This window comes from Actinomadura sp. 7K534, from assembly GCF_004348575.1.
Taxonomy (GTDB): Bacteria; Actinomycetota; Actinomycetes; order Streptosporangiales; family Streptosporangiaceae; genus Spirillospora; species Spirillospora livida.
Genome location: NZ_SMKB01000189.1, coordinates 1 through 14,103 on the forward strand (window position 1 = coordinate 1; position 14,103 = coordinate 14,103).

12 protein-coding genes and 1 pseudogene are annotated in these 14,103 nt (G+C 68.9%); 11 read left to right on the forward strand and 2 right to left on the reverse strand.

Features of this window, described 5'->3' with window-relative positions:
* The 4 genes and pseudogenes from E1266_RS27945 to lysX all read left to right on the forward strand — a co-directional run.
* Nucleotides 1-269 (forward strand): annotated as a pseudogene (locus E1266_RS27945) (L-aspartate oxidase); the annotation flags it as partial.
* Entirely contained in the window at nucleotides 266-1,123 is an 858-nt protein-coding gene (gene nadC, locus E1266_RS27950) for a carboxylating nicotinate-nucleotide diphosphorylase (RefSeq protein WP_132052040.1), read from the forward strand. The pseudogene E1266_RS27945 and the gene nadC, both read left to right, overlap by 4 nt.
* Nucleotides 1,124-1,137: 14 nt before the next feature.
* Nucleotides 1,138-1,920, forward strand: a complete 783-nt coding sequence (locus tag E1266_RS27955; protein WP_131984045.1) for a type III pantothenate kinase — start codon at nucleotides 1,138-1,140, stop codon at nucleotides 1,918-1,920.
* Between the two features lie 49 nt (nucleotides 1,921-1,969).
* Nucleotides 1,970-3,463 carry a bifunctional lysylphosphatidylglycerol synthetase/lysine--tRNA ligase LysX gene (gene lysX / locus E1266_RS27960; protein ID WP_132052042.1) on the forward strand — a complete coding sequence of 498 codons (1,494 nt, stop codon included), beginning with the start codon at nucleotides 1,970-1,972 and terminating at the stop codon, nucleotides 3,461-3,463.
* A gap of 40 nt (nucleotides 3,464-3,503) precedes the next feature.
* On the opposite strand, the gene E1266_RS27965 is transcribed toward lysX, so the two are convergent.
* Nucleotides 3,504-4,526 carry a LacI family DNA-binding transcriptional regulator gene (locus E1266_RS27965; protein WP_132052044.1) on the reverse strand — a complete coding sequence of 341 codons (1,023 nt, stop codon included), beginning with the start codon at nucleotides 4,524-4,526 and terminating at the stop codon, nucleotides 3,504-3,506.
* Nucleotides 4,527-5,016: 490 nt separating this feature from the next.
* Here E1266_RS27965 and E1266_RS27970 point away from each other — a divergent pair, with 490 nt between their 5' ends.
* Nucleotides 5,017-5,247 (forward strand): LuxR C-terminal-related transcriptional regulator, encoded by a 231-nt coding sequence (locus E1266_RS27970; RefSeq protein WP_131984035.1) that lies wholly within the window; start codon nucleotides 5,017-5,019, stop codon nucleotides 5,245-5,247.
* Between the two features lie 229 nt (nucleotides 5,248-5,476).
* Here E1266_RS27970 and E1266_RS27975 read toward each other — a convergent pair whose 3' ends face one another.
* Nucleotides 5,477-6,418: an NlpC/P60 family protein gene (locus tag E1266_RS27975; RefSeq protein WP_132052046.1), complete on the reverse strand. Its 942-nt coding sequence runs from the start codon at nucleotides 6,416-6,418 to the stop codon at nucleotides 5,477-5,479.
* 513 nt (nucleotides 6,419-6,931) lie between these two features.
* On the opposite strand from E1266_RS27975, the gene E1266_RS27980 reads away from it, so the two are divergent.
* From E1266_RS27980 to E1266_RS28005, 6 genes are all read left to right on the forward strand, one after another.
* Nucleotides 6,932-7,453, forward strand: coding sequence for an amino-acid N-acetyltransferase (locus tag E1266_RS27980; protein ID WP_132052048.1), 522 nt, complete (start codon nucleotides 6,932-6,934; stop codon nucleotides 7,451-7,453).
* A 4-nt stretch (nucleotides 7,454-7,457) separates the two neighbouring features.
* Complete coding sequence (locus E1266_RS27985; protein ID WP_132052050.1) at nucleotides 7,458-8,267, forward strand: RDD family protein; 810 nt, start codon at nucleotides 7,458-7,460, stop codon at nucleotides 8,265-8,267.
* A 6-nt stretch (nucleotides 8,268-8,273) separates the two neighbouring features.
* On the forward strand, nucleotides 8,274-8,771 hold the full coding sequence (locus tag E1266_RS27990) for an RDD family protein (RefSeq protein WP_132052052.1): 498 nt from the start codon (nucleotides 8,274-8,276) through the stop codon (nucleotides 8,769-8,771).
* 1,065 nt (nucleotides 8,772-9,836) lie between these two features.
* Nucleotides 9,837-10,160: an Lsr2 family protein gene (locus E1266_RS27995; protein WP_132052054.1), complete on the forward strand. Its 324-nt coding sequence runs from the start codon at nucleotides 9,837-9,839 to the stop codon at nucleotides 10,158-10,160.
* A 550-nt stretch (nucleotides 10,161-10,710) separates the two neighbouring features.
* Nucleotides 10,711-13,248 (forward strand): ATP-dependent Clp protease ATP-binding subunit, encoded by a 2,538-nt coding sequence (locus E1266_RS28000; protein WP_132052055.1) that lies wholly within the window; start codon nucleotides 10,711-10,713, stop codon nucleotides 13,246-13,248.
* A 171-nt stretch (nucleotides 13,249-13,419) separates the two neighbouring features.
* Nucleotides 13,420-14,097, forward strand: a complete 678-nt coding sequence (locus E1266_RS28005; RefSeq protein ID WP_132052057.1) for an ArsR family transcriptional regulator — start codon at nucleotides 13,420-13,422, stop codon at nucleotides 14,095-14,097.
* Nucleotides 14,098-14,103 lie beyond the last annotated feature (6 nt).

Consider the following 14,103-nt stretch of genomic DNA (forward strand, 5'->3'; position numbering starts at 1 on the left):
GGTTGGCGCGGGCGGCCCGTGAGCTGGACGGGCTGGGGCAGGATGCGCGTGCGGAGCCCGGGGTGGCGGCTTGGGAGGTCACCAACCTGCACACCGTGGCGTCCGCGATCGTGGCCGCGGCGGGGCGGCGCGCGGAGACGCGGGGGAGCCACTGGCGGGAGGACTTCCCCGAGTGCGCGGACGGCACGTGGCGCGGCCACCTCGTGACGCGGCTGGTCGGGAACGTTCTGACGACCCGCTATGAACCTCTGGAAGGAAAGCGCTCATGACACCGGAACTCTCGCAGAGGCTCAGCGACGCCGGGCTCGATCCACAAGCTGTGGATAACCTCGTCCACGCGGCGCTGGCCGAGGACGGCGAAGTCGACGTCACCAGCATGCCGATCTTCGGACCGGACGACACCGCCACCGGGAACCTCACCGCCCGCCAGGACGGCGTCGTCGCGGGCGTCCCGGTCGCCTGCGTCGTCTTCGAGGCCCTTGACGTGGCCTACGAGACGCGTGCATCGGACGGGGAGCGCGTAGTGCCCGGGCAGGTCCTGATCTCCGTCAGCGGGCAAACCAGGGCCGTCCTGCGCGCGGAACGGACGGCGCTGAACCTGCTCACCCACCTGTCCGGCATCGCGACCGCCACCCGCAGATGGGCAGACGCCATCGACGGCACGAAGGCCAAGGTCCGCGACACCCGCAAGACGCTGCCCGGCCTGCGCGCCCTCCAGAAGTACGCCGTGAAGTGCGGCGGAGGCGTCAACCACCGGATGGGCCTGTACGACGCCGCCCTCATCAAGGACAACCACGTCGCCGCGGCCGGAAGCGTCACCAAGGCGTACGAGGCCATCCGCGCCGTGTACCCGTCCCTGCACGTCCAGGTGGAGTGCGACACCCTCGCCCAGGTGGAGGAGGCCCTCGCCGCCGGCGCGACGAGCATCCTGCTCGACAACATGACGGACGCCCAGATGGCCGAGGCGGTGCGGCTCGTCGCGGGGCGGGCTGAGGTCGAGGCGAGCGGTGGCCTTACCCTGGACCGGGCCCGAGACGTCGCCGTGACCGGGGTGGACTACCTTGCCGTCGGCGCGCTGACGCACTCGGCGCCCGTCTTCGACATCGGCCTTGACTTCACCTGACCAGCGGGGACCTGATGCTGCTCACCATAGACGTCGGTAACACCCAGACCGTCCTCGGCCTCTTCGAGGGCGACGAGGTGATCGAGCACTGGCGGATCAACACCGATCCGCGGCGCACGGCCGACGAGATCGCGGTCGTCCTGCAGGGCCTCGTCCAGCAGAGCCCGCTGCTCGCCGAGACCGACATCAGCGGCATCGCGCTGTGCTCCACGGTCCCGTCCGTCCTGCACGAGATGCGGGAGATGTGCCGCCGCTACTACGGCGACGTGCCCGCCGTGATCGTGGAGCCGGGCGTCAAGACCGGCGTCCCCGTCCGGATGGACAACCCCAAGGAGGTCGGCGCCGACCGCATCGTGAACGCGCTGGCCGCCGTGCACACCCACGGCGGGCCCGCGCTCGTCGTCGACTTCGGCACCGCCACCACCTTCGACGCCGTCTCCGCCAAGGGCGAGTACGTCGGCGGCGCGATCGCCCCCGGCATAGAGATCTCAATAGACGCACTGTCGTCGCGCGGGGCCCAGCTGCACAAGATCGAGCTGGTCAGGCCGCGGAGCGTGATCGCCAAGAACACCGTCGAGGCGCTGCAGTCCGGCATAATCTTCGGGTTCGCCGGCCAGGTGGACGGCATCGTGGAGCGCATGTCCGAGGAGCTCGCCGACGACCCCGAGGAGGTCACGATCATCGCCACCGGCGGTCTCGCGCCCCTCGTCCTGGAGGAGTCCCGCAGCATCGACGTGTTCGAGCCGTGGCTCACCCTCATCGGCCTCCGCCTGATCTACGAGCGCAACACCCCGTAGCGGCGGAAGCCGTTCGCGGCGCGTCCGGCGGGCTGGATAGCCTTACCGGGTGAGTGACGAGACCTTCGACGAGCTCCCGGAGCAGATGCGCGTGCGCCGGGAGAAGCTCGACCGGCTCCGCGAGAGCGGGATCGACCCCTACCCGGTGACCTTCCCGCGGACGGCGACGACCGCCGAGATCCGCGCGAAACACCCGGATCTGGAGCCGGGCACCGAGACGGGCGAGAAGGTCGGCGTCACCGGGCGCGTCATGCTGCTGCGCAACACCGGCAAGCTGTGCTTCGCCACCGTCCGGGACGGCGCGGGCGAGATCCAGATCATGCTGTCGCTGGCCAAGGTCGGGCAGGAGCGGCTCGACGCATGGAAGCGGGACGTCGACCTCGGCGACCACATCGGCGTCGAGGGCGAGGTCATCACGTCCCGCCGCGGCGAGCTGTCGATCATGGCGGACCGGTTCGCGATCACTTCGAAGTGCCTGCGCCCGCTGCCCGAGAAGCACGCCGGGCTGACCGACCCGGAGGCGCGGGTCAGGCAGCGCTACGTCGACCTCATCGTCAACGACGAGGCCCGGAAGATGGCGCGGCTCCGCAGCGCCACCGTCCGCGCCGTCCGGGACTTCTGGCACGACGAGGGCTACCTCGAGGTCGAGACGCCGATGCTGCAGCCGATCCACGGCGGCGCGGCGGCGCGTCCGTTCAAGACGCACATCAACGCCTACGACATGGACCTCTACCTCCGCATCGCGATCGAGCTGTACCTGAAGCGGCTCGTCGTCGGCGGCATCGAGAAGGTCTTCGAGGTCAACCGGAACTTCCGCAACGAAGGCGCGGACTCCACCCACAACCCCGAGTTCACGATGCTCGAGGCCTACGGGACCTACCTCGACTACAACGACATGGCCGACCTGACCCAGCGGATGTACCAGAACGCGGTCGTCGCGGCCCTCGGCACGACCGTCGTCGTCCACGACGGCACCGAGGTCGACCTCGGCCTGGCGGAGTGGCCGCGGATCACGCTGTACGGGTCGGTGTCGGAGGCGCTCGGCGAGGAGATCACCCCGCACACGCCCATCGAGGACGTCCGGAAGCTCGCGGACGCCAGGGGCGTCTCCTGGGACCCCAAGTGGGGCCAGGGCAAGCTCGTCCAGGAGGTGTTCGAGGAGCTGATCGAGCACACCCTCGTCCAGCCGACGTTCGTCATGGACTTCCCGGTCGAGACGTCCCCGCTGACCCGCCAGCACCGCGAGGAGCCCCTGCTCACCGAGAAGTGGGACCTCATCGGTTTCGGGACGGAGCTCGGCACCGCCTACTCCGAGCTGGTCGACCCGATCGAGCAGCGCCGCCGGCTCACCGAGCAGTCGCTGCTCGCCGCGGGCGGGGACCCGGAGGCGATGCAGCTCGACGAGGACTTCCTGCGCGCCCTGGAGTACGCGATGCCGCCCACGGGCGGGATGGGCGCCGGGATCGACCGGATGATCATGGCGTTCACCGGCAAGGGCATCCGCGAGACGATCCTGTTCCCGCTGGTCAAGCCGGAGCAGTGAGCGGCCTGGGGCGCCGTCCGCGCCCCGGCGGCGCGGTCTGCTAAGCGCTTTCCCGGATCACGAGCTCGGGCCGGAGCACGACCTGGCGGTGCTGGTGGGACTTGCCCTCCCTCAGCTCCGCCATGGCGAGTTCGGCGGCCTCCCAGCCGAGCTCCCGGCGCGGCTGCCGGATGGTGGTCAGCGGCACGGCGGCGCTCGCGGCGAGCTCGATGTCGTCGTAGCCGATGACGGCGATGTCCTCCGGGACGCGGATGCCGAGGCGGGTGAGCTCGTTGATCAGCCCGATGGCCAGCAGGTCGTTGGCGCAGAACACGCCGTCGGGACGCGGCGACAGCTCCAGGAGCTGGTGCGCGGCGGCCTGGCCCTCGGTGGGGCTCATCGCGTCCTGGATCAGCGTCGCGGGCTTCGCGGAGCCCGCCTCGGTGATCGTGCGGGACGCGCCGTCGCGGCGCTCGACGCACGGTTCCGGCTCGGGCACGCCGGTGACGAAGGCGATCCGCTCGCGGCCGATGCCGAGCAGGTGCGCGGCGGCGATCTCCCCGCCCGCGACGTGGTCGACCTGGGCGGAGCAGACGTCGGGCGTGTGCCGGTCGATCAGCACCACGCTCATGCCCGCCGCGCGCAGCCCGGAGATGTCGCGGGCGGACAGGTCGACGGGGATGATCAGGACGCCCGCGGCGCGCTGCTCCTCCAGCAGTTCGAGGGAGCGCCGCTCCTTGGCGGCGGAGTAGTCGCTGGAGAGCCAGAGGGCGTCGTGGCCGGACGCGTTGAGCGCCGCCTCGGCCCCCCGCGCGACGTCCGTCGCGTACGGGTTGGTGAGGTCCTCGACGACGACGCCGAAGGCGCGGCGGGGTTGGTCGCCGAACTCGCCGGCGGTGCGCTCGGGACCTCTGCGGAGCCGCCTGGCGGACTCGTTCCGGACGAATCCCAGCTCCTCGATCGCGGCGCGAACTCGGTCACGGGTCGCTTCGGCCACGAGATCTGGCCGGTTTAGGACATTCGAAACGGTCCCAACTGAGACGCCGGCGCGTTTCGCGACCTCCCGAATACTGGTCTGTGGCAACTCGCTCCTCGTCCCGCTCCAGGGGGGTTTCCCCAGGTAGTGGCGTTATTCGTGGCGCGCCGGCGAAGCGCCGGTCACACATCGCGGCCAATCGTGTACGCAGTGCATCGAATCGGCGCTTGACGGGCCGGATCCGGCCGCCTAGCGTTCCGAGCCGAAGCGTAGCTTGAAACGATTCACGATCTTCGTCCGCGGCGAGATCTGGCGGGTCCGACGAGAAGGGGCGGGTGCGGATGGCTGGCGATCTCATCCCGACCCCCTCGGCCGGCCAACGAGTGAATCGTCACCCGGAGTTCCCCCGAACGACCCCGCAATCGGCCAGGCGGCCACCTCCGGCCAAGCTCGTGAGACAGCAAAGGAAACCGATGATCTAGTCCGGACGCCTCCGGACCCGGCAACCCAACGCGTGTACAGATCGAGGCCCAACCCGTGCCTGTGCAGCGGACCGGCTGCATCCCCGCGGTCATCACCACGGACGAGGGAGGACGGAGTGGAAACAGCCACACTCGCACGTCGTGGCACCGACGATTTCGGGCTGAGCGAAGAGGAGATCCGGTTGCTCGCCCAGATCGCCACCGGTGTCACCGCCGATGTGGCGGCACGCAAGCTGGAGCTGAGCGCGCGGACCTTGCGGCGCCGGTTGCGGACCATCTGCGACCGGCTGGAGGTCAACACCCCTATCGAGGCCGTGGTGTGGGCGGCTCGAAGGCAGCTCATCTAGGGGTGACCCCCCTGACGCTCGCCAGGGGACGGCGAGCGTCACCAGGAAACCAGGTGGCGAGTCGAGCTGAACCCGTCCGACCCCGCAGCGGCGGCGCCGGCGCACTGACAGGTAGGTCCCTGCAGGTGGCGTCGCCGCGGACGGCGTTCGGAGACCCGCCCACGGTCCATCCGCCAGTTGTTCCGCGAAGGATGTCCGCGCTGGACGTCACCGGGGCCGGGCGGCTCGGTCAGGCGACTCGGACGGCGCCCGCGTAGGGGCGGCCGGCCATCGGGGCGATCTTCACGACGTCGCCGGTGCGGGGCGCGTGCAGCATCTTGCCGTCACCGACGTACATCCCCATGTGGTGCAGGTCGGAGTAGAAGAACACGAGGTCGCCCGGCTGGAGCTGGCTCCGGTCCACGTGCGTGCCCGCGGTCCACTGGCTGCCGGTGTAGTGCGGCAGGTTGATGCCGACCTGCTTGTAGGCCCACATGGTGAGGCCGGAGCAGTCGAAGCTGCTCGGCCCGGCGGCGCCCCACACGTACGGGCGCCCGATCTTGGACATCGCGGCCCGCAGCGCCTGGGCGGCCTTGCCGTTGCCGACGACGGGCAGCTTGGCGAGCTGCGTCGGGTCCCGCTTGACGAGCTTGCCGCGGACCTTCTCGTAGGTCGCGGTGACCTTCTTGCGCTGGTCCTCGAGCTGCGTGCGCAGCTCCTTGACCTGCTTGGCGCGGGACTCGGCGGACTTGCGGGCGCGCTCGGCGGCCTGCATGGCCTGCATCAGGCCGAGGACCTTGGTGCTGTCCTGCTTGGCGAAGTAGCTGAGGGTGGCGGCCTGGTCGAGGACGGCCTGCGGGTCCTGGGAGGCGACGAACGAGACCGTGGGGTCGGTGCCGCCCTGCATGTAGCTGGTGGCGGCCAGCGTGCTGACCTTCTCCCGGACGGCCTGCAGCGACTTCTCCTGCCGCTTGGCGTTGGCGGCGGCGACCTTGGCGGCGCGCTCGGATTGCGCGAGCTTGACCTTCAGCCCGTTGTACTGCTCGGTCAGCTTCTCCAACTCGTCGGCGAGCTCGAACGCCTTGGAACGGAGTTCGCTGGTGGACGGCTCCGGATCGGCGTGGGCGGCGGGGAGGGTGCCCGGCGCGAACGAGACGGGCGCGGCCGTGACGGCGAGGAGCGCGCCGGCCACGGTCGCCGTCCTGAAGCCGAGACGGGCCCTGCCGCGGCGCGGTGCCGCCCGGTCGTGCGTTGCCGCACCGGGAGACGTCGTACGGGGGGACGCCGAACGGGGGGAGCGTGCAGATCGTGAAAAGAGAGCGGGGCGCGGGGGCTCCACGGATTCTCCTCTCCTCGTCCGCCTACCGAATCGACGATGGGTCGGGGCGGGAGTCGCCGTCCGCGGAAGCGCGGAGCGGGGGCCGGCCGCCGTCGTGCGATGGGCCGACGTCAGCGGGACACTAACGGAACCGGCATTGGATGCCAACTAGAACAAGCGAAATCCCAGGTCGCCGGGAGCGTTGGCGGCGCTGGAGGGGTTCCGCCCCGGCATGCCGCTGTGCTATGAGTCACTTTCTCTCCGGGCGCCGACGCTTACCTAGTCGCTTTTATCTAGTCACTCGTCCGGTGCGGGCCCTTCTGCAGGCGCTTCTACGAGGGGAGCCGTACCTGTGGCCAGGTGCGCGTTGGATAATCTCGCCTGTTTGTGGAGTTCGAGATCCGGCGTGCCCGTACCGCCGACGTTCAGGAGATCCGCAGGCTGGTCGATCTGTACGCCCAGTCGGGACGGCGCCTGCTGCAGAAGAGCACGGTGAAGCTGTACGAGGACGTCCAGGAGTTCTGGGTCGCCGAGGACGTCCGGGACGGGAGCCCGGGCCCGGTCATAGCCTGCGGCGCCCTGCACGTGATGTGGGAGGACCTCGCCGAGGTCCGCTCGGTGGCGGTGGACAAAGGCTACGGCGGACGCGGAATCGGGAACCGCATCGTCTCCCGCCTCTTGGAGACGGCGCGGGAACTCGGCGTGCGGAGGGTGTTCTGTCTTACCTTCGAGGTGGAGTTCTTCGCGCGCCACGGCTTCCAGCAGATCCTTGGGACGCCGGTGTCGCCAGAGGTGTACGAGGAGCTTCTCCGCTCCTACGACGAAGGCGTGGCAGAGTTCTTGGACCTCGATCGGGTCAAGCCCAATACGTTGGGCAACACCCGCATGTTGCTTCGCCTGGAGGACTGACCCAATGAGCGATTCCCCCTACCGCGGGCGGCGACGCCAGCAGCCGCCTCAAGGGCACGGTTCCTACGGTCCGCCGCCCCCGTACCAAGGTCCCCAGGGGCAGCCCCAGCGGCGGCAGCAACCGCAGCAGCAGCAATGGCAGCAGCCCCAGCAGCAGTGGGGAGGGCAGCCGGCGTACAACGAGACGTACGAGGCGTCCTACGACCAGTACGGTGACGCCCACTACGGGGATGCCCACGGCGGCGAGATGGTCCTGGCCCCGATCATGCGGCGTGCGGGCGCCAGGCTCATCGACAACGCGCTCGTCGCGGTCTTCGGTTTCGCCCTCGTCCTTCCCGTGACGATCGGTGTGCTCGGCCTCGGCAAGCCGGGCAGCCAGACGGAGGACGAGGGGGGCATCTGGAACTGGCCCATCATCTTCACCCTCTTCGCCGTCCTGTCGGTCCTTCCGTTCCTGTACGAGGCCGTCCAGCTCGCCATGTCAGGACGGACGCTTGGGAAGCGCATCATGCACCTTGGGGTCGTCCAGGTGCGCCCAGCGGGCGAACCCCTGACCACGACGCAAGCCGTATGGCGCGCTGGAATCATCCACGTGGTCTACCAGATCGGCGTTTTCTTCTTCCTCGCCCTGGCCGTGATGGTGTGGGACTACGCGGCGTACGGAATGGTGCTGGTCTGGGCGGGCGCGCTGATGGCCTACCTGTGGGCCATCTGGGACCAGCCCATGCATCAGGCCCTCCACGACCGGTTCGCCGGGACGCTCGTCATCGACGAGCGGGGCGGCTACGCCGAGTACGACGAGTACGCGGAATAAGCAGCGATGGCGGGGGCACCGCTCGCTGAGCCGGGGCAGCGCCTCTTGGCGCGCGTTGTCGACACCTTGATAGTCGGCCTGCCCGTAATCATCGTCGTCCGAGCACTGGCGTCCGGCCCCGCGCTGGACGTCATCGCTCCACCGGCCGTGGCCGGATGCATGCTCCTGTACGAGTCGATCCAACTCGCGCTCTGGGGGCGGACCCTAGGCAAGCGCTTCGCGGGCATTGAGGTAGTAGTGACCCTCCCCGCGGGTGACGAACGCCCAACCGGGGAAGCCGGCGGCGGAGGCCCATTGGGGGTTCCGCGTGCCGTTCTGCGAGCCGCGGTCTATTCGCTGCCGATCGCGGCACGCCCGATTCCCGTTCTCGGCCTACTGGCGGGCATCTTCTGGGTCGCGAACGCCGGGCTGCTCTTCGAGGGCGACAGCCGTCAAGCCCTCCATGACAGGCTCGCGGGGACGGTCGTGGTAAAACGGCCGCCCACTGATTCGTCGGCCTTCTGAGGCCCTCTCAGGCGTCCTCGGTCGCGCACCGGGCGTTGATGCACGGCGCTCTCGTCCCGTCCTCACGGCGGGATGAGAGCGCCGTGTCCGTGCGGGACGGGTTTCGTGGAGTCGCCCGGCTTGTTTCGGTCCGCCGCCGGGGCGGACGGCCAATGCCAGGTGGTTCCGGTTACGGCCCCGAATCGCCGCGGGATGTGTCTCTTCCCGGACGTGCCCTCCGCTTTGAGATGTGCATCCGGAACCCGTTGGCCTTCCGGCCGGGGCCCCGGCCGGATAGTGCTGAGAGTTACTCCCGGATGGGATCGGGTCTCACCAGGAAGGGGCCTTTAGTTCTCGCGCCCCTCGGGGCCCGAGCGGGCCGCCGCAGGCCGGAGCCGGGCTTGGCGCAGGCGGGAAGATGCACGGTCCGGTGGCGGGATTGTGCAGCAATCTCCCGTTTTTGGGGATGGGAGACTCCGGGCGGCTTCCGGCCGCGGCCCGCAGATGGGGACTTCCCTCGCGATGGCGGCCGCAACTGATTTTCGCCTCCGGCGGGTCAGTGGTTATCCGTCCACATAGGCCGGTGAGGGCGTTGATCACCGGCTGTCCCGGGGAGCGGAGGCACCCGCGCATATCGACGTCGGCGTGGTTAGTGTCGTTACGTCAGGTTTAATCGGAGGAGACCGTCCGGGGGTGCGGGGGCTGTTAAGGTCGGCGGCAGGGCCTTTTACGCCGGTACGCACTCCGCGGCCGGCGGGCGCGTCCGAATGCCGGAAGGCCCGCAAACCAGGGCCAATGCGCGACCACCCTCCCAGGTCAGCGAGGTGCGCCGCGGCGGCGGCCTCGCCCGAAAACCGCATCGGAGCTCCCTGCGGCGCGAAAAAAATCACGCCGCCCCGTCGGCGTGCCCTGCCGCCGCACCCCGGACGTACGGAAACATGAGGCGCCGATTACGCCCGGTCACGTGCAACGGGACTTCCCGCGGAGTACCGGTTCAAGGGCGCGGCCCTGAATTGTCATCACTCGACTTCTCGGATATCTTTGGCGACCGAATGAAGTTTGCTCAAGCCGAAAGGGTCTGTCCCCATGGCACAGAAGGTTCAGGTGCTTCTCGTCGACGACCTCGACGGTGGCGAGGCGGACGAGACCGTAGCGTTCTCGATCGACGGCGCCTCCTACGAGATCGACCTGAGTGACGCCAACGCGGCGAAGCTGCGGGATTCTCTTCGGCCGTTCGTGGAGAAGTCACGCAAGGCGGGAAGTTCCACGCGCAAGCGCCGGCAGCGCGGTGCGTCCAGCCGCGAGCGCAGTGCCGAGATCCGCGCCTGGGCCAAGAACAATGGCATCAAGGTCAATGAGCGCGGCAGGATCCCGGCCCATGTGATCGAGCAGTACGAGGCGGCCAACTGACCCGGTTCAACAGCCGACGGCCCGTCTTCGTTCACGCGAGGCGGGCCGTTCGCTTCCGACGGCCGTTAGCGCCCGCCGGCGGCCCTTCTCCGCCCGGCCGTTCCCCTTCCGGCCGGGCGCGGACTTCCGCCCGGCCGAGTTCTCTCGGGCACCGAGTCGTCTGACGCATGTTCATCGCGGCTTCGCGTTGCCCCGGAGTCCGTCCCGAGGGGCCGGTGGCTCGCCTCCGTCCTCCGTTCGCTTTCGGCGTAGCGGATGGACGGTTCGCGATCGGCGCCGCGCGGTAAACAGGGCGCGCGGGTGGAACACCACCCCCATTCGGCACTCTCGGCCCGCGCCTTGGCCTACCTGCGAAAAGCCCCCGTTCGCTTGGGGCGTAGCGGGAACATGACGCACCGATGCGGTAGTTGGATGAGACTGAACAGCGCATAGCTGGGGAACGTCTCCTGGTGGGAGTGCACCGGGTGGCCTCCTCGGGGCGGGCTAGCATGCGGAAGGACAGTTCCGGACGTTCCGGACTCTGCCCAACCGCTCTGTGAGGAGCGACGAGATGTTCGAGAGGTTCACCGACCGCGCGCGGCGCGTTGTCGTCCTGGCTCAGGAAGAAGCCAGGATGCTCAACCACAACTACATCGGCACCGAGCACATCCTCCTGGGTCTGATCCACGAGGGTGAGGGTGTCGCTGCCAAGGCTCTGGAGAGCCTGGGGATAAGCCTTGAAGCGGTGCGCCAGCAGGTCGAAGAGATCATCGGCCAGGGTCAGCAGGCGCCGTCGGGCCACATCCCGTTCACTCCGCGTGCCAAGAAGGTCCTTGAGCTGTCACTGCGCGAGGCGCTGCAGCTCGGCCACAACTACATCGGCACCGAGCACATCCTGCTGGGATTGATCCGTGAGGGCGAGGGCGTCGCCGCCCAGGTCCTGGTGAAGCTCGGCGCCGACCTGAACCGTGTGCGCCAGCAGGTCATCCAGTTGCTGCACGGTTACCAGGGCAAGGAGCCGGCCGCCTCCGGCGGTCCCTCGGAGTCGGCTCCGTCCACCTCCCTTGTGCTCGACCAGTTCGGCCGCAACCTGACCCAGGCCGCACGTGAGGGCAAGCTCGACCCGGTCATCGGGCGGGACAAGGAGATCGAGCGGGTCATGCAGGTGCTGTCCCGCCGCACCAAGAACAACCCCGTCCTCGTGGGCGAGCCCGGCGTCGGCAAGACCGCCGTCGTCGAGGGCCTCGCGCAGAAGATCGTCAAGGGCGAGGTGCCCGAGACGCTGAAGGACAAGCAGCTTTACACCCTCGACCTGGGTGCCCTTGTCGCCGGCTCCCGGTACCGCGGTGACTTCGAAGAGCGCCTGAAGAAGGTCCTCAAGGAGATCCGCACCCGCGGCGACATCATCCTGTTCATCGACGAGCTGCACACCCTGGTCGGCGCGGGCGCGGCCGAGGGCGCGATCGACGCCGCCAGCATCCTCAAGCCGATGCTGGCCCGCGGCGAGCTGCAGACCATCGGTGCGACCACGCTGGACGAGTACCGCAAGCACCTGGAGAAGGACGCCGCGCTGGAGCGGCGCTTCCAGCCGATCCAGGTCGCCGAGCCGTCGCTGTCGCACACGATCGAGATCCTCAAGGGCCTGCGGGACCGCTACGAGGCGCACCACCGCGTGTCGATCACCGACAGCGCGCTGGTCGCCGCGGCGCAGCTCGCCGACCGCTACATCAGCGACCGGTTCCTGCCCGACAAGGCGATCGACCTCATCGACGAGGCCGGCTCCCGGATGCGCATCCGCCGGATGACCGCTCCGCCGGACCTGCGCGAGTACGACGAGAAGATCGCCGACGTCCGGCGCGACAAGGAGTCCGCGATCGACGCGCAGGACTTCGAGAAGGCCGCCGCGCTCCGCGACTCTGAGAAGCAGCTGCTCGGCCAGAAGGCGCAGCGGGAGAAGGAGTGGAAGGCCGGCGACATGGACGTCGTCGCCGAGGTCACCGACGAGCTGATCGCCGAGGTCCTCGCCACCGCCACCGGCATCCCGGTCTTCAAGCTGACCGAGGAGGAGAGCACGCGCCTCCTGAACATGGAGGACGAGCTCCACAAGCGGGTCATCGGCCAGGAGGACGCCATAAAGGCGCTGTCCCAGTCGATCCGGCGTACCCGCGCCGGCCTGAAGGACCCCAAGCGCCCCGGCGGCTCGTTCATCTTCGCCGGCCCGTCCGGTGTCGGCAAGACCGAGCTGTCCAAGACGCTGGCGGAGTTCCTGTTCGGCGACGAGGACGCGCTGATCCAGCTCGACATGTCCGAGTTCATGGAGAAGCACACCGTCTCGCGGCTGTTCGGCTCCCCGCCCGGCTACGTCGGGTACGAGGAGGGCGGCCAGCTGACGGAGAAGGTGCGCCGCAAGCCGTTCTCGGTCGTGCTCTTCGACGAGATCGAGAAGGCCCACCAGGACATCTTCAACTCGCTGCTGCAGATCCTGGAGGACGGCCGCCTGACCGACGCGCAGGGCCGTGTCGTGGACTTCAAGAACACCGTCATCATCATGACGACCAACCTCGGGTCCAAGGACATCTCCAAGGGCGTGTCGATGGGCTTCGCCCGTCAGAACGACGAGCAGGGCTCGTACGAGCGGATGAAGGCCAAGGTGTCGGAGGAGCTCAAGCAGCACTTCCGTCCCGAGTTCCTCAACCGCGTCGACGACACCGTGGTGTTCCACCAGCTCACCCCGCGGGAGATCATCCAGATCGTCGACCTGATGATCGCCAAGGTGGACGAGCGGCTGCGCGACCGCGACATGGGCATCGAGCTGCGGCAGGAGGCCAAGGACCTGCTGGCGCTGAAGGGCTACGACCCCGTCCTCGGGGCCCGGCCGCTGCGCCGCACGATCCAGCGGGAGATCGAGGACAGCCTGTCCGAGAAGATCCTGTTCAGCGAGCTCAAGCCCGGCCAGATCGTGATCGTGGGCACCGAGGGCTTCGACCCCGAGAACAAGGAGGGCACGGCGGAGACCGCCAAGTTCACCTTCAAGGGCGTCCCGAAGCCGGACACCGTCCCCGACAGCCCGCCGCCCATCGAGGGCGCGGTCAACTTCAACAAGGACTGACGTCCGCAGCAGAAGGGCCCGCACCGGTACCGACCGGTGCGGGCCCTTCCGCATGCCGCCAGGCGGTGGCAACGCGGCGCAGCCGACGGAACCCGGCCGGGCTCCACCGCGACTTATCCACAACCTGTGATGACGCCGGGATCCGTCGTACCCGCCTCATAGCATTCGAACATGCGATCGAATGCAATCGGTTCGGCGGCCGAGCCCACGAGACGCCGCGTCCGCGCCGCGACGGAAGCAGAGAAGGTGACCGAGGCATTCCTGCGTGACGTACGAGCCCGCGCCCCCGCCCGCCTCCCGATCTTCCGCTCGAACCTGCAAGGCGAACTCCTCGCACGCCTCCTCCTCGGCCCGGAGCGCGAGATGTCGATGCTCGACCTGGCCGTGATGCTCCGCGTGGACCTCGCATCAGTGATGCGCGAGGTGGAACGGCTGGCCCGCGCAGACCTCCTCACCTTCCGCCGCACCCTTGCCGGCCGCCTGGTCGTCCGGAACACCGAAAGCCCCCTGTACGAACCCCTGACCCGCCTCCTGATGCTGACGTTCGGCCCAGCGGCTGTGGTGGCGGAAGAGTTCGGCCGCCTGTCCTCCATGAACGCCGTCTACCTGTTCGGCCCCTGGGCGGCGCGCTACGAAGGCACCCCAGGCGATCAGCCCACAGACGTCGAGGTACTGGTCGTCGGAAACGTCCCCCGCACCATCGCCCACGACGCCGCCCAGGAGGCCGCCGCCCGACTGGGCCTCCCCGTCCACCCGGTAGTCCGCACACCGACCCAATGGCAAGACGACACGGACCCCTTCCTCCGAGAAATCCGAGCCGGCCCCCTGACCAAACTCCATCCCCCATAACCACCC